This is a genomic window from Mesorhizobium loti CJ3sym (genome assembly GCF_000472785.1).
GTDB classification, from domain to species: Bacteria; Pseudomonadota; Alphaproteobacteria; order Rhizobiales; family Rhizobiaceae; genus Mesorhizobium; species Mesorhizobium loti_E.
The window spans coordinates 227225-241504 of the sequence record NZ_AXAL01000007.1; the positions used below are offsets into that span (position 1 = coordinate 227225).

The following is a 14280-nucleotide window of genomic DNA, read 5'->3' on the forward strand; positions in this document are numbered from 1 at the left end:
ATGTTCTACTACCTTTCAAAGATATTCTGGTTCTTCATCCAGCCACTCAACCTGACGATCTTCCTGCTTCTGGCGGGGCTGATTGCGGGGATGATCAGCCGCCGGCGGCTGGCCATTACCGGCAGCGTGCTCGCCTTCCTGATTCTTGCATTGTCGGCCTGGACGTCGCTCGGCGCCATGATGCTCAACCCGCTCGAACAACGCTTTCCACGCCCGCCGCTGCCGGAAAAGATCGACGGCATCGTCGTGCTCGGCGGTGGCTTCGAGGGCGGGATCAATCTGGTTCGCGGCGGGTACGAATTGAGCAGCGGCGGCGATCGCATGGTCGAGACTGCTATCCTCGCCCGGCGCTTCCCGCAGGCCAAGGTGGTTGTATCAGGCGGAAACGGCTCGCTTTTCCTTGATGGCGAGGGCGACGCCGACACCGCGCCCCGCCTCCTTGGCCCGCTGGGTGTATCGGCCGATCGTCTTGTCATCGAGGACAAGTCCCGCAACACCTATGAAAATGCGGTCTTCAGCCGCAAACTTGTCGAACCGAAGCCGGGCGAGACGTGGCTGCTGGTGACCTCCGCCTTCCACATGCCACGGGCCAAGGCACTGTTCGACAAGGCTGGTTTTCCAACCGTCCCATGGCCGGTCGACTATCGCACCTCGGGCAAGGAAGGTGTCGGCCTGTTCCGCGACAACCCGTCCGACTCGCTGCAGGCAACCACGATGGCGATCCGCGAATGGATCGGGCTGTTCGCCTATTGGCTTTCCGGCCGCATCGATCAGCCTTTTCCAGCACCAGGCGGCTGACCGATGACGGCGCGCCGTGCCCCCGAGAAGAACTGGCGTCGCACCAGCACGGCCAGCAGCAGAAGCGTCGACAGAACGAACACCACCGGATCGACGAACCAGCCGAGATAGCCGATCGAGAAGAACACGCCGCGCAGGCCCGAGTTGAAATGCTTGCCGGCCAGCATGTTCATCTGCGCCGCACGCCACACCGCCGTCTCGGTGACCGGATTGCGCGAGGCTTCGCCATGCGGGATCGGCACAGCGCCGATCAGGATCGAGCAATAGTTGAACAGCCGGTAGGCCCAGCCGAATTTGAAGAAGGAAAAGGCGAGGATCAACACCAGCCCCAGCACCTTGATCTGGAAGGCCGGGCGCGACGGCGCGCCGCCGAGCGGCAGGTTGCTCAGAACTTCAAGCACCCGGTCGGATGCACCCAGCAAGGCAAAGCAGCCGCCGAGCGCGATCAGCGAGCTGGAGGCGAAGAAGGCGGTTCCCTGTTGCAGGCCGCTCATGATGGCGGTGTCGACGATGCGGATCTCCCGCTCAGCCATAGTGCGCATCCAGGCCTCGCGCTGCGCATTCATGGCCGTCGTCAACGACATGCGGCTGACCAGCCGGCCGTCGGAAGCGAGCGTGTGCAGTACCCAAGCGAGGAGGAAAAGGCCGAGCGCCGCGAAGTCAGCTGTCGAAAGATAGAAGGAATCGCCCATGGTTTGAATTTACCACATCTCGCGCGCTCGCTTCGATGGCCGGCTCCAGCGATCGACAGCAATGTCGCTGCCGGAGCAAACAAGGTCGGCACGTGCAGCGCCGCGAATTTCAAAAGAGCGGAAACATCCTTGGAATTCCTATATGCAGTCCTCGACGTGACCTGTGGAGACAACGCCCTCGTGTTCCTTTCGGTTTTCGACCTGTTCAAGATCGGCATCGGTCCTTCGAGCTCGCACACGATGGGGCCGATGACGGCGGCCTCGCGTTTCCTGGACGAAATCCTCAATGGCGACTGGCCGCGGCCGGCTGGCGTCAAGGTCGACGGGCTGGGCGCCAGCCTGCACGGCTCGCTTGCCTATACCGGCATCGGCCACGGCAGTGATCGCGCCGTCGTGCTCGGCCTTGCCGGCCTGACACCGCAGACTGTCGATCCCGACCAGGCTGATGGCATTGCCAGCCTCATCGCTGCTGAAAGGCGCATTTCGCCTCCCGGCCATCCCTCTTATCGCTTCGACCCGGCCACCGATCTGGTGCTAGACCGCAAGACGCCGCTTACCGGTCATGCCAACGGCATGGCTTTCTACGCCTACGATTCCGCCGGCCGTCTGCTGCTCAAGCGCATCTATTATTCGATCGGTGGCGGCTTCGTGGTTTCGGAAGAAGAGCTGCAGCGGATGAAGGCCAAGGGCTCGGTGACGACCGAAGGCAGACGAGTGCCCTATCCCTTCAAGAACGCGGTCGAGATGCTGAAGATGGCGGCCAGGAGCGGCCTTTCCATCGCCGAGATGAAGCGCGTCAACGAGGAAACGCAGATGTCGCGCGAGGAGCTCGACTCCGGCCTCGACGCCATCTGGGTTGCGATGAAGAGCTGCATCGACCGCGGCCTGTCGCAGGACGGCATCATGCCGGGCGGGCTGAAGGTCCGGCGCCGTGCGCGCATGCTGCACGACAAGCTGCAGGAACAGTGGCAGCAGAACAAACCCAATCCGTTGCTCGCCAATGACTGGCTGTCGATCTACGCCATGGCCGTCAACGAGGAGAATGCGGCCGGCGGCCGCGTCGTCACCGCGCCGACCAACGGGGCCGCCGGCACTCTGCCGGCAGTGCTGCGTTACTGGCTGCATTTCCATCCCGAGGCCGACCAGCCGAGCATCCGCGACTTCCTGCTGACGGCCGCCGCTATCGGCGGCATCATCAAGACCAATGCGTCGATCTCGGGCGCCGAGGTCGGCTGCCAGGGCGAAGTAGGGTCCGCCTCGGCAATGGCCGCGGCCGGCCTGTGCGCTGTCATGGGCGGCACGCCGATGCAGGTCGAGAACGCCGCCGAGATCGCGCTCGAACACCATCTCGGCATGACCTGCGATCCGGTCGGCGGGCTGGTCCAGGTGCCGTGCATCGAGCGCAATGCGCTCGGCGCGGTCAAGGCGGTGACGGCCGCGTCACTGGCGATCAAGGGCGACGGCGTCCATTTCGTGCCGCTCGACGCCGCGATCGAGACCATGCGCCAGACCGGCCTCGACATGAACGAGAAGTACAAGGAGACCAGCCTTGGCGGTCTTGCGGTCAACGTCGTGGAATGCTGAGGGACTCACCGACAAGTGGCGGCGGTCCCGATCACGGGATGCGGTCAGCGGGATAGTCCTTGCCGTCCTGATGGATGGTCAATCGCTGAGCGTCGGTTGAGCCGTCCGTTTCGAAGGTGAAGACGGAATCGAACGCGGTCGTAAAGAAATCCCGGTCGCTTTGTGGGAACAGCTCGAATTTTGCCTGTCCTGTCGCCTGCGAAAACAAATTCCCCCCCTCATTCGAAATATGCAGGACCATGGTAGGGCTCAGTCGATAATTTCCAGTCAATCGATCCAGGAGCTTTGGATCGACCGCGACCAATGTCCGCACTTTGCGAACCCAGTCCGGCCATTGGTACTCGGCGGCAATGCTTTGCATGATCTCCGCAACCAGCACGTCGCCCTGGTCGCCATTTGTCATCACGACGGCGCCGTCGCCCGTTTCATAGGTGATCATCGAATTTATGAAACCCGCATTCACGCCGTCATGGCCAAAACGCCGATGTGGTGGCGAACCACGGATGACAGGACCCAGCCCGTAGTTCCCAAGCCCGGGCGTCAGCATTTGTATCGCCGCTGGCTGGGACAGCACCGGCATCGGCCGGCCTGCCCAGGCGTCCAGCAAGGCTAGGTCGAAGCGGGCCAGATCGGCTGGCGTCGTCCACAATCCAGCCGCGGCCAGTTCGGGATAGGTGTGTGGCCCACCGGCAACCGGATCACCGCTTGCCTTGTGTGGCATCGCTGCGTCGCGAAGGTCAGCGGCGGGCAAGGGTTGGTGATAGAAGCTGCGGGTCATTCCAAGCGGACGAAGCACTGTCTCGTCCAGCAATTTAGCAAATGGCTTGCCGGTGACGTCGATGAGCAGCTGCTGCACGATCGTGTAGCCGCCGCCGGAATAGCGAAAACTTTTGCCAGGCTGCTGATCGACGACAATGGGAGGACTGTTCGCCGGCGGAGCACCATTCAAGACCTCGAGGAGAGAAGGGATCGCTGTCGCTGTCTCATACCCGGCAAAGCCATGTACGGTCGCCCCGGCGGAGTGGCTGAGCAATTGGCGAAGAGTGACCTTCGTTTCGTCGGTGTACGAATTCGCCGGAACTTTCCAGCTCTTCAAGTACGAGTTTACGTCCGCATCGAGGTCAAGTTTTCCTGCCTGAACCAACGCTAGCACGGCCATTGCTGCGACCGGCTTGCTGATCGATCCCGCCTGAAAGAGCGTTTCCGGTCCAACCGGCGGCCCCCCGTTCGCTGTAACGCCAAAGCCGCGCGCCCATTCTATCGTCCCATTGTGGATGACCGCGATGCTGACGCCGGGAACGTGTAGCGCCTCCATCCGGTCCCGCAATGTGGCATGGGGCTGGCCGGCAAATCCAATTTGAGGCCGCAGCCCGGCAAGAACTCGCTGAATGCGTCCCTCGATATCCGCGTCGGATGCCGGCATCGGAGATTTTCCATTGGGTGCGGAAGATCCGCCATGCGCCTTCGCTGTGATGGCCGACACGACAAGCGTTGCCACCAAAAGCACGTTGCGCCGGTTCGGCCCATTTCGTTCTCGACGGTATGCCAAGATGACGATCGCTCCGTAAAGCGTCAGCATAGCGATGGTGACGGGCATGGCCACCGTATTTCTGCACGCTCCACGGGTCGGCTCACCGGCACTGTGGAGAAGTCCGGCAGGCCGTTGACGTCGCGGCGCTCCGGACTAACCTTAGCGAATGGCTCTCAATCTGCTAAAACTGTGCGTCGGCTGCGACAGCGTCGAGGATCTCGAGGAATGGATCGAGTTTCGTCTCGATGAACGGCGCCGGGCCGGTGAACCGGCCGAACACTGGCACACCACGCGCATGGTGCCGACGCGGGGCGCCGAAATCATCGATGGCGGTTCGCTCTACTGGGTGGTCAAGGGCAACGTGCAATGTCGCCAGTTGATCACCGAGATCCGGCCGTTCACCGACGACGATGGCATCGGTCGCTGCCACCTGATGCTCGACCCACAAGTCGTGCGCACCGATTGGCAGCCGCGCCGGGCTTTTCAGGGCTGGCGCTACCTGAAACCGTCGGATGCACCGGTCGATCTCGGCAAGGGCAAGGCGGGGCTGATCGAAATGCCGCCGAAACTCAGGCGTGAGCTTGCCGATCTCGGTCTGCTGTAGGTTATCGCGCAGCAGCGTCGCATGTTCGTGCGCGGGCTTTCTCTGGCCCTCAATCTTGCTTCGCGCTGGACTTGCAAGCGGCGAGACAACGCCACATCTTGAAATTCATGCCCCATGGAAAGCTGTCGAAATCGGCAAAGGGCTGCTGCGTTGGTCGAGCCGGATCGCAAGGCGGCCCTCTTCCGGTCCCCGAGGCCAGAAAAAGTGTTTGATGAAATGACGCGGTTATCCCAACGTTCAGGAGATCCGCGAGGCGGTGGGAAATGCTAGGCGCAATTATCGTTCTGGTTGCATTGCTGTTGGTGCTGCTGAGCGTAGCCACCGCGTTTTTGCGTGCCGATCCGGCAAGGCTCGCAAATGGAACGAGGACGGCTGGGCCGATCCTGTTGGCTCTGGTTGGCGGCGCGGTGCTTCTGGTTGGCCGAAGCGGGATCGGCGGCGTCATGCTGTTCGTGGCAATCGGCTGGTATGCCGCCACGCGCACAAACCGGCCTGATGCCAGGCTGGCGCCCGGAAAACGCTCAACGGTGCGGACGGCAGCGCTCGAAATGGAGCTGGACCACGATACGGGCGGCCTCGAAGGGCTTGTTCTGGCCGGCCGCCACGACGGCAAGATGCTTGGCGCGATGGGTCTTGCGGAGTTGCAGCATCTCTACCGCGAGCTCTCCGGCGACGCGGAGAGCCGCCAGTTGCTAGAGACGTATCTTGACGGCAGATTTCCCGTCTGGCGCAAAAACACTGAGGCGAACGGTGGCGAAGGGCTGGGTGTTGCGCCAGGTCCGGGCGCCATGACTAAGGAGGAGGCCTACAAGGTCCTTGGTCTTGAAGCGGGGGCCGCCGCGGCGGATGTCCGCAAGGCGCACCGCCGCCTGATGCAGCGCCTGCACCCCGATATCGGCGGTACGTCTTTCCTGGCGGCGCGAATCAACGAAGCCAAGGACGTCTTGCTCTCCAACCACAACTAGTCTCCTTCGACGCAAAAATTTTCCGGGAGATCGCTTCCACGCCGTCCTATTGCTGGACGGCGTAGCACGAGATTTTCTTCTTCTTCAAAGCGGTGCAGGCCTTCCAGGCGGCGTCCTTCGAACCAAAGCCGCCGAAGCGGGCGCGATAATAGGTGAGCCCGTCCTTGTCGAAGGCGACGGTGAAACCGGCAGCATCGGCCAGCACCTTGGGCGCCTGTTTGCTGGTCTTGTCGAGGAAGGCCTGGGCCTCGGACTGCTTCGGCGAGGAGGCGACCTGAATGGCCCAGCCCGACGGGACCGAAGCGGTGTTGACCGGATCGACAGCCGGCGCGGGCTCGGCATAGGCGGATACGACCTGGGCGGTGGCGACCTTGGGGGCGGAGACGATGACCGTCTTCACCTTCTTTGCCGGGACAACCAGCTTGGGTGCTTCGGCCTCGGCGCTCTCTTCGTCGTCACTGTCGCCCTGCGCAACGGGCGTGTCTTCGGCGACGGCTGCGTCTTCGGCAACGGCTGTGTCGTCGGCGCTGGCTACCGCCACCGGCTTGTCATCCGGGGTCGGCGCGTCGTGCTTGGGCAGGAGAACCTTGGCAAGCGCCTTGATCGGATTTCCGCGATCAGCGTCAGCATCGGCGACCAGGGCGCCACCGCCGCGGGTCGATGCCCTTGGCATGTAGGTGTTGATCAGGCCTGCCATCTGGTTGTCGCGGCTGCCGCCCGACGTGCCGCCCATGACAACGGCGACGAGGCGGCGGTTGCCGTCATTAACCGACGAGACGAGGTTGAAGCCGGAGGCGCGGGTGTAGCCGGTCTTGATGCCGTCGACGCCCTTGATGCGTCCCAGCAAACGGTTGTGACCATTGATGCGCTGGCGGCCATAGAGAAAGGAGCGCTGCGAGAAATAGCCGTAGTACTGGGGGAAATGCTCGCGCAGTGCGATGCCGAGCGTCGCCATATCGCGCGCGGTGGTGAACTGGCCGGGGTCGGGCAGGCCGTTGGCGTTGCGGAAGACGGTGCCGTTCATGCCCAGTGCCCGCGCCTTGGCGGTCATCATGCGGGCAAAAGTGGTTTCGTTGCCACCAAGCATTTCACCAAGCGCTGTGGCAGAGTCGTTCGCCGACTTGGTGACGATCGACAGGATGGCGGTGTCGACGGTGACAGAACCGCCCGGCTTTACACCGAGCTTCGTCGGCGCCTCGGCGGAAGCGTGGGCTGAAAACACGACTGGCGAGTTCCTGCTGATCTTGCCCTTCGCCAGAGCCTCGAACGTCAGGTAAAGCGTCATCATCTTGGTCAGTGACGCCGGATAGCGCCTGCCGTTGGCATCCGCCGAGTACAGCACCTTGCCAGTCTTGGCGTCCACGACGATGGCCGCCGGCCGCGCTGCCAATGACGAGGCGACGTCAGCGCAAACAACTGTCAACGCCAAGGCGAAGACCATGATCGCTTTGAGGGGGGAAGTGGATTTGGAAACGATGCCCAACAACGCCTTACGCACTGATACTACCCTTGAATTCTTCGTTGCGTTGGAGGCGGCAAAGGGTCCTGCCTCACTTGCAGCCAAGCTAGCCGGGCAGCGTTACCAATCCGTTTATGGTAACCGTCGCGTTCACCATTTTCTTCGGGCTTGAAACTCACTTTATTTGATTTTTAGCCATTGCCTGCGCAGGCGGGCCCCGCACGCCGGCGAAATATTGACTTTTGTGCGGCGCACAATATATTATCGTGCATTGCACAAGGGCGCCCCGGAGAAGGACGCCACAACCGTCAAGGGAATCGTGAAATGACCCAGACCTATGAGGACTTCAGCAAATACGGCAAGGAATTTGCCGATACCGGATTGAAGAGCTTCGCTTCGCTCTCCAAGGGCGCGCAGGCGATCGCGACCGAGGCCGGCGAATACACCAAGAAGAGCTTCGAAGCCGGCAGCGCCACTGTCGAGAAGCTGTTCTCGGCTAAGTCGCTGGACAAGGCGATCGAGATTCACACAGACTATGCCAAGCAGTCCTACGAGGCGTTCGTCGCAGAGGCCACCAAGATTGGCGACCTCTATGCCGAACTCGCCAAGGAAGCCTACAAGCCGTTCGAATCGATTGTTGCCAAGGCGAAGTAATTTCGCCCGGGCGACCTAGTTTCGCCTGACAGTTCCAAATCCGGCCCTTTGGGTCCGGGAAAAAACCCGGTCGCGGAAGCGCGGCCGGGTTTTTTCATGTGAATTTTCCCCTGGGAACCGCGTACTGCTTCACGATTGCGAAAATCCGCCAAGTTTGGTCACCTAGCCATATTGTCAGCTAACCAGAAGGGCTTAAAATCGTCCATCGAACACCTACATGTCGAACTCGCATGAGGATTCGAAAGAGGCAGGATTACGTGACGATCGATTTGACTGCCACGAGACAAGTGGCGCGGATGGCAAACGGCGGCGGCGACGGCAATGAAGCCGGCCGCGGGACCGCCGTCATCACGCGCACCAAAACCAAGACCAAGAAGCCCAGCCTTTACCGGGTCCTCATCCTCAACGACGACTACACTCCGATGGAGTTCGTGGTTCACGTGCTGGAGCGTTTTTTCCAGAAGGACCGCGAAGCCGCCACACGCATCATGCTTCATGTTCACAATCATGGGGTGGGCGAGTGCGGGGTCTATACATTCGAGGTGGCCGAGACCAAAGTGTCTCAGGTCATGGATTTCGCCCGACAGAATCAGCATCCGCTGCAATGCGTGATGGAGAAGAAGTGAGGTAACATGCCGGCTTTCTCCCAAGGCCTGGAAAAGGCGCTTCACCAGGCGCTGACGCTCGCCAATGAGCGGCACCACGAATACGCAACCCTTGAACACCTGCTGCTCGCGCTGATCGACGACACCGAGGCGGCCGCCGTCATGCGCGCCTGCAACGTCGATCTCGACGAGTTGAAGCACACTGTTCTCACCTATATCGACACAGAGCTGGACAACCTCGTCACCGGTTACGACGAGGATTCCAAGCCGACCGCCGGCTTCCAGCGCGTCATTCAACGCGCGGTAATCCATGTGCAGTCGTCGGGCCGCGAGGAAGTGTCGGGCGCCAACGTGCTCGTCGCCATCTTCGCCGAGCGCGAAAGCCATGCCGCCTATTTCCTGCAGGAACAGCAGATGACCCGTTACGACGCGGTCAACTACATCTCGCACGGCATCGCCAAGCGCCCGGGCGCATCGGAAACGCGCTCGCCGCGCGGCGCCGACGACGAACAGGGCAATGGCCAGAACGGCTCGGAGCCACAAGAAGAGGGCGGCAAGAAGAAGCAGCAGCAGGATGCGCTGACCGCTTACTGCGTCAATCTCAACAACAAGGCCAAGGCCGGCAAGATCGATCCGCTGATCGGCCGCGAGAGCGAGATCAACCGCACCATCCAGGTGCTGTGCCGCCGCTCCAAGAACAACCCGCTCTATGTCGGTGATCCCGGCGTCGGTAAGACGGCGATCGCCGAAGGGTTGGCCAAGCGCATTGTCGAGGGCGATGTTCCCGAAGTGCTGCACAACGCCACCATCTTCGCGCTCGACATGGGTACGCTGCTGGCCGGCACACGCTATCGCGGTGATTTCGAGGAACGGCTGAAGCAGGTCGTCAAGGAGCTCGAGGATTACCCGGGTGCGGTGCTGTTCATCGACGAGATCCACACGGTGATCGGCGCAGGCGCGACATCGGGCGGCGCCATGGACGCGTCGAACCTGCTGAAGCCGGCGCTATCTTCGGGTGCGATCCGCTGCATCGGCTCGACCACCTACAAGGAGTTCCGCCAGTTCTTTGAGAAGGACCGCGCTTTGGTGCGGCGCTTCCAGAAGATCGACGTGAACGAGCCGACCATCGAGGACGCCATCGAGATCATGAAGGGCCTCAAGCCCTATTATGAGGAATTCCACAAGGTGAAGTTCACCAACGAGGCAATCAAGGCTTCGGTGGAACTGTCGGCGCGCTACATCAACGACCGCAAGCTGCCGGACAAGGCGATCGACGTGATCGACGAGACCGGCGCCTCGCAGATGCTGGTGCCGGAGGCCAAGCGCAAGAAGACGATCGGCATCAAGGAAATCGAAGCGACGATCGCCACCATGGCGCGCATCCCGCCGAAGACGGTTTCGGCCGATGACGAGAAGGTGCTGCAGGGTCTCGACATAGAGCTGAAGCGCGTCGTCTACGGCCAGGACACAGCGATCAGCGCGCTGACCTCGGCGATCAAGCTGGCCCGTGCCGGCCTGCGCGAACCGGAAAAGCCGATCGGCTCGTATTTGTTCTCAGGCCCGACCGGCGTCGGCAAGACGGAAGTCGCCAAGCAACTCGCTGCCTCGCTCGGCGTCGAGCTGATCCGCTTCGACATGTCGGAATATATGGAACGTCACACCGTTTCACGGTTGATCGGCGCGCCTCCCGGCTATGTCGGCTTCGACCAGGGCGGCCTTTTGACCGACGGCGTCGACCAGCATCCGCACTGCGTGCTGCTGCTGGACGAAGTCGAGAAGGCGCATCCGGACCTGTTCAACATCCTGTTGCAGGTCATGGACCACGGCAAGCTGACCGACCACAATGGCAAGCAGATCGACTTCCGCAATGTCATCCTCATCATGACCACCAATGCGGGCGCATCCGATGCGCAGCGCGCGGCGATCGGATTCGGTTCGACCAAGCGTGAAGGCGACGATGTCGAGGCGATCAACCGGCTGTTCACGCCGGAATTCCGCAACCGTCTCGATGCGATCATACCGTTCGGCTCGCTGCCGGTGCCGGTCATCCATCAGGTCGTGCAGAAGTTCGTCATGCAGCTCGAGGCCCAACTCTCCGAGCGGGGCGTCACCTTCGACCTGTCGCCGGACGCCATCGCCTGGCTCGCCGACAAGGGCTATGACGAGCGCATGGGTGCCAGGCCGCTCGGCCGTGTCATCCAGGAACACATCAAGAAGCCGTTGGCCGACGAAGTGCTGTTCGGCAAGCTCAAGAAGGGCGGCACGGTGCGCGTCACCGTCGAGAAGAAGGAAACCGGTGAGACCGGCCTGAAGCTCGAATCGCTCGCCGACGAAGCGCCTGTCACGCCGAAGAAGGAAGAGCCGGAAGACGCGCCGAAGCCGCCCAAGGCCGTGGCCAAGAAGCCTGCCGCAAAGAAGCTGGTGGCGCAGAAGCCAGAGCCCAAGGGCAAGGATGGCGGCAAGCGCAGCCTGGTGCCGCAACTGCCTCGCAAGAGCTGATCAGCACTCACTCAAAAAAAGCCCCGGCAACGGGGCTTTTTCCATTTGGAGAATGGGGTGGCTATGCCAGGCCAGATCATCATCCTCAACGGCGTGCCCCGATCGGGGAAGTCGAGCATCGCTCGAGCCATTCAGGAAAGCTTTGATGGCCCATGGATGAATCTGGGCGTTGACAGCTATGAGCAGATCACGCCCCCGCGACTTCGTCCAGGAATAGGGTTGCGCCCTGGCGGCGAACGCCCCGATCTGGAGGTGTTCGTGTCGCGTTTGTACGCCGCCCTCTACGAATCCATCGCAGCCCACAGCCGGCTGGGCCTGAATGTCGTGACGGATGTCGGCCATCACGATGCGTATTCGAAGTCACTTGACTGCCTGATCGATGGCGCGCGCCGGCTGGCCGGCCTGCCGGTGCTGTTTGTCGGTGTGCGTTGTCCGGTTGACATCATCATGCAAAGGCGAGCCGCCAGCGAGGCGGGCAGGGGATATGTCACCGGCTCTTCTGACGATCCCATACCTCTGCCGGTGCGTCTGTGGCAGGAAGCGGTGCACCGGCCGGGCATATATGATCTTGAGGTCGACACCTCGGTCCTCAGCCCTGAACAGTGCGCGCATGCGATCCGCCAATGGCTGATGCGAAGTGGCGCCCGGCCAAACGCGATCGAGCGGCTGGCTCAAGTCGCTGACTAGACCTTCTCCTGCCCGTGCAACGAGGTGCGGGTCAGCTTCCGAGCGCTGCGCGAATCTTCTCGGCGTTCCCGGCCAGCACTTCGGGTTTTTCCATCCCACCGCTATGCGGCTTCAACGGGATGCCATCAAAGCGCGGGATGACATGGACATGCAGGTGATAGACGGTCTGTCCGGAGGCCGGCTCGTTGAACTGCAGGATGGTGACACCGTCGGCATCAAGCGCCTTCTTCGCTGCCAGCGCCACTTTCTGAACGACGGTGAAAAGTGGGCCGAAGGTCGATGGGTTGGCGTCGAGCAGATTGCGCGACGGGGCTTTTGGCACCACCAGCGTATGGCCCGGTCCTTGCGGCATCACATCCATGAAGGCGATGACGGCGTCATCTTCGTAGACGCGGTGCGATGGAATCTCGCCGCGCAGGATCTTTGCGAAGATATTGCCGGGATCGTAGACTTCGGCCATGGCGGATGCTCCGGATTGCAGCTCGCCATCGGTGTAGCGAGGCCGCTCTTGAGCGGCAAGACGTTCAGGCGAGATCGACCATGCCGGCGTCGACAAGCGCGCGATGGAAACGTCTTTTGCGCGGCGATGCGGCGTCGAAATAAGCTGCGGCGCAATCGTTCAACAAGGCGGCCCGCGTGGCGAATACCGGATCGAGCGGGAGCCTGGCGGCCAGCAAGGTCAGTGTCGACAGAAAAGCGCAATCGAGGACTGGCGGAGCCACAACATCGTCCGGAAGCCCGCTGTTCACGGCTTCGATCGCGTAGAACGTTTGACGCAAGGCCGGATCGGAAGGCGGCAATCCGGTAAGCGCCGTGGTGAATGACGGCTGATGGTCGCCGTAGCGGACGATGATCGCCGGCTGGCCGTTTAACAGGATTTCGAGTCGTCTGCGAAAGGCGGCATAGGCTGCGACGCTCTCGGCCAGCCGCACGGCATATTCGCCATAAAACGGAACGCCGGTTGCCGCTACGGCCTCTTGGCGCAATTCCGCATGACGCTCGATTGGAAAGATTCGGCGGCGGTGGTCGCCATGGTTCATCAGGGTCGTGATCGAAAGGAAACATGGCTTGCCGGCCGCGACGCGGTTTGAAAGCTGGTCAAGCGCGTGATCGTAGAGTTGTTCGTCATGATTTTCCCGTTTCCAGCGGTCGGCGTCGAATGGCGGCGGCAAGGTTTCGGCATAGCTGACCTCGTCAAACCCGACCGATTGGTAGAACCGGCCACAATTGACGAAGGAAGGCCGGTCGCAGCTGACATGGGACACGTTGTAGCCGATGCCACTCAGCACGGATGGAAGTGAATGCCGCACCCGTCCACTCAGAAGGTGAAAGACGTAGCGGCTATCATTGCCGAATGAGAGCGAGGAGAGGCCCGTCAACACCGAAAATTCGGTCTGCAGCGTGCTGCCGCCGAAGACATCGACATGCAGTGCGCCTGAGAGGCCATCCGGCGGCGTGAAGAACCGCTCGAACGCTTCATTGGCCGCCATGCCGAGCCGGCTCGGGTCGAATGTCGATTCGTGCAAGATCATCACGATGTGCGGCGCTCGCTCACCGGCTGGTCGCCTGGCCGGCACTGGCGGCAGCAGCGGCAACGGCTCCGGATCGATGTCGACAAAGCCGGCTCGCCGTGAAGGGCCCGCGCCGAACCATGAGGCGACAAAGGCGGAAAGGTGAAACCGGTCGCCGGTCAGATGGTGAAAGCGAAATCGCTTCGGGCCGCCACTTGCCCAGAAGACGCATAGATACACAAAGGCCGCCGCGCTGAACAAGGCAAGGCGCTGCGGGAGCGGCATCGCCGGCTCGGCGAGCATTACTGCCAGGACAATTATCGCCAGGACGATCGCGATCATGGCCGTGAGGGCAGGGATCATCATGCGGGCATGATCGGCCAGCACGCTTCGAAAACTGCTTGCCGCGAGATGATAGATGTCCCCGGCGAGGAAATTGAAGCCGAGATAGCGATGCTTCAGTTTGGAGATGATGCCGATTATGGCCGTCAGAACCAGCGCCGCCCACAAGGCGACGATGTCACCCGCGAACAGGAGATGCGCGAGGCCAAAAAGGAGAAAAAAGGTCGCGAAGCCGAGAGGCCAGCCCGAGCGCTTGCCTTCGAGCCAGGCAACCAGAGGCGGCGTGACCACCAGCCCCGCTGCACCGAGCCATTGCCCGACACCCAGAGATGCCAAACCCTGCATGTTT

General features: G+C 61.8%; 14 protein-coding genes. 9 read left to right on the plus strand and 5 right to left on the minus strand.

All coding sequences use genetic code 11. From position 1 onward, the window contains the following. A complete protein-coding gene (locus A3A9_RS0111485) occupies nt 1–798 on the plus strand; it encodes a YdcF family protein (RefSeq protein WP_027058919.1) in 798 nt (265 codons plus the stop codon). On the opposite strand, the gene A3A9_RS0111490 is transcribed toward A3A9_RS0111485, so the two are convergent. Further along, nucleotides 771–1490, minus strand: coding sequence for a DUF599 domain-containing protein (locus tag A3A9_RS0111490; protein ID WP_027058920.1), 720 nt, complete (start codon nt 1488–1490; stop codon nt 771–773). The genes A3A9_RS0111485 and A3A9_RS0111490 overlap by 28 nt on opposite strands. Nucleotides 1491–1670: 180 nt before the next feature. Between A3A9_RS0111490 and A3A9_RS0111495 the strand changes: the two genes are divergently transcribed. Beyond that, entirely contained in the window at nt 1671–3074 is a 1404-nt protein-coding gene (locus tag A3A9_RS0111495) for an L-serine ammonia-lyase (protein ID WP_027058921.1), read from the plus strand. A gap of 31 nt (nt 3075–3105) precedes the next feature. Here A3A9_RS0111495 and A3A9_RS0111500 read toward each other — a convergent pair whose 3' ends face one another. Continuing rightward, nucleotides 3106–4671, minus strand: coding sequence for a serine hydrolase (locus A3A9_RS0111500; RefSeq protein ID WP_082222021.1), 1566 nt, complete (start codon nt 4669–4671; stop codon nt 3106–3108). 100 nt (nt 4672–4771) lie between these two features. On the opposite strand from A3A9_RS0111500, the gene A3A9_RS0111505 reads away from it, so the two are divergent. Together A3A9_RS0111505 and A3A9_RS0111510 are read left to right on the plus strand one after the other, a co-directional pair. After that, on the plus strand, nt 4772–5209 hold the full coding sequence (locus A3A9_RS0111505) for a DUF1489 family protein (RefSeq protein ID WP_027029054.1): 438 nt from the start codon (nt 4772–4774) through the stop codon (nt 5207–5209). Nucleotides 5210–5472: 263 nt separating this feature from the next. Next, nucleotides 5473–6174 carry a DnaJ domain-containing protein gene (locus A3A9_RS0111510; RefSeq protein ID WP_027058923.1) on the plus strand — a complete coding sequence of 234 codons (702 nt, stop codon included), beginning with the start codon at nt 5473–5475 and terminating at the stop codon, nt 6172–6174. Nucleotides 6175–6220: 46 nt separating this feature from the next. Here A3A9_RS0111510 and A3A9_RS0111515 read toward each other — a convergent pair whose 3' ends face one another. Continuing rightward, nucleotides 6221–7615: a D-alanyl-D-alanine carboxypeptidase gene (locus A3A9_RS0111515; RefSeq protein ID WP_245279019.1), complete on the minus strand. Its 1395-nt coding sequence runs from the start codon at nt 7613–7615 to the stop codon at nt 6221–6223. Between A3A9_RS0111515 and A3A9_RS45710 the strand changes: the two genes are divergently transcribed. From A3A9_RS45710 to A3A9_RS0111535, 5 genes are all read left to right on the plus strand, one after another. After that, on the plus strand, nt 7542–7805 hold the full coding sequence (locus A3A9_RS45710; protein ID WP_245279020.1) for a hypothetical protein: 264 nt from the start codon (nt 7542–7544) through the stop codon (nt 7803–7805). The genes A3A9_RS0111515 and A3A9_RS45710 overlap by 74 nt on opposite strands. Nucleotides 7806–7957: 152 nt before the next feature. Beyond that, on the plus strand, nt 7958–8287 hold the full coding sequence (locus A3A9_RS0111520) for a phasin family protein (protein ID WP_027029051.1): 330 nt from the start codon (nt 7958–7960) through the stop codon (nt 8285–8287). Nucleotides 8288–8583: 296 nt separating this feature from the next. Next, nucleotides 8584–8913 (plus strand): ATP-dependent Clp protease adapter ClpS, encoded by a 330-nt coding sequence (gene clpS / locus A3A9_RS0111525; protein ID WP_027029050.1) that lies wholly within the window; start codon nt 8584–8586, stop codon nt 8911–8913. 6 nt (nt 8914–8919) lie between these two features. Further along, on the plus strand, nt 8920–11391 hold the full coding sequence (gene clpA / locus A3A9_RS0111530; protein WP_027058925.1) for an ATP-dependent Clp protease ATP-binding subunit ClpA: 2472 nt from the start codon (nt 8920–8922) through the stop codon (nt 11389–11391). 63 nt (nt 11392–11454) lie between these two features. Continuing rightward, nucleotides 11455–12078, plus strand: a complete 624-nt coding sequence (locus tag A3A9_RS0111535; protein WP_033838497.1) for a chloramphenicol phosphotransferase CPT family protein — start codon at nt 11455–11457, stop codon at nt 12076–12078. A 31-nt stretch (nt 12079–12109) separates the two neighbouring features. On the opposite strand, the gene A3A9_RS0111540 is transcribed toward A3A9_RS0111535, so the two are convergent. Continuing rightward, a complete protein-coding gene (locus A3A9_RS0111540) occupies nt 12110–12538 on the minus strand; it encodes an HIT family protein (RefSeq protein WP_027058927.1) in 429 nt (142 codons plus the stop codon). A gap of 64 nt (nt 12539–12602) precedes the next feature. Beyond that, nucleotides 12603–14276 carry a sulfatase-like hydrolase/transferase gene (locus A3A9_RS0111545; RefSeq protein ID WP_027058928.1) on the minus strand — a complete coding sequence of 558 codons (1674 nt, stop codon included), beginning with the start codon at nt 14274–14276 and terminating at the stop codon, nt 12603–12605. Nucleotides 14277–14280: the final 4 nt, after the last annotated feature.

Bases quoted from the DNA above. Each gene is read 5' to 3' on its own strand.
- A3A9_RS0111540 (WP_027058927.1), bottom strand. From the start codon at position 12,538: ATGGCCGAAGTCTACGATCCCGGCAATATCTTCGCAAAGATCCTGCGC.
- A3A9_RS0111520 (WP_027029051.1), top strand. From the start codon at position 7,958: ATGACCCAGACCTATGAGGACTTCAGCAAATACGGCAAGGAATTTGCC.
- A3A9_RS0111505 (WP_027029054.1), top strand. From the start codon at position 4,772: ATGGCTCTCAATCTGCTAAAACTGTGCGTCGGCTGCGACAGCGTCGAG.
- clpA (WP_027058925.1), top strand. From the start codon at position 8,920: ATGCCGGCTTTCTCCCAAGGCCTGGAAAAGGCGCTTCACCAGGCGCTG.
- A3A9_RS0111485 (WP_027058919.1), top strand. From the start codon at position 1: ATGTTCTACTACCTTTCAAAGATATTCTGGTTCTTCATCCAGCCACTC.
- A3A9_RS45710 (WP_245279020.1), top strand. From the start codon at position 7,542: ATGGCCGCCGGCCGCGCTGCCAATGACGAGGCGACGTCAGCGCAAACA.
- clpS (WP_027029050.1), top strand. From the start codon at position 8,584: ATGGCAAACGGCGGCGGCGACGGCAATGAAGCCGGCCGCGGGACCGCC.
- A3A9_RS0111515 (WP_245279019.1), bottom strand. From the start codon at position 7,615: ATGGTCTTCGCCTTGGCGTTGACAGTTGTTTGCGCTGACGTCGCCTCG.
- A3A9_RS0111490 (WP_027058920.1), bottom strand. From the start codon at position 1,490: ATGGGCGATTCCTTCTATCTTTCGACAGCTGACTTCGCGGCGCTCGGC.
- A3A9_RS0111545 (WP_027058928.1), bottom strand. From the start codon at position 14,276: ATGCAGGGTTTGGCATCTCTGGGTGTCGGGCAATGGCTCGGTGCAGCG.
- A3A9_RS0111500 (WP_082222021.1), bottom strand. From the start codon at position 4,671: ATGCCCGTCACCATCGCTATGCTGACGCTTTACGGAGCGATCGTCATC.
- A3A9_RS0111535 (WP_033838497.1), top strand. From the start codon at position 11,455: ATGCCAGGCCAGATCATCATCCTCAACGGCGTGCCCCGATCGGGGAAG.
- A3A9_RS0111510 (WP_027058923.1), top strand. From the start codon at position 5,473: ATGCTAGGCGCAATTATCGTTCTGGTTGCATTGCTGTTGGTGCTGCTG.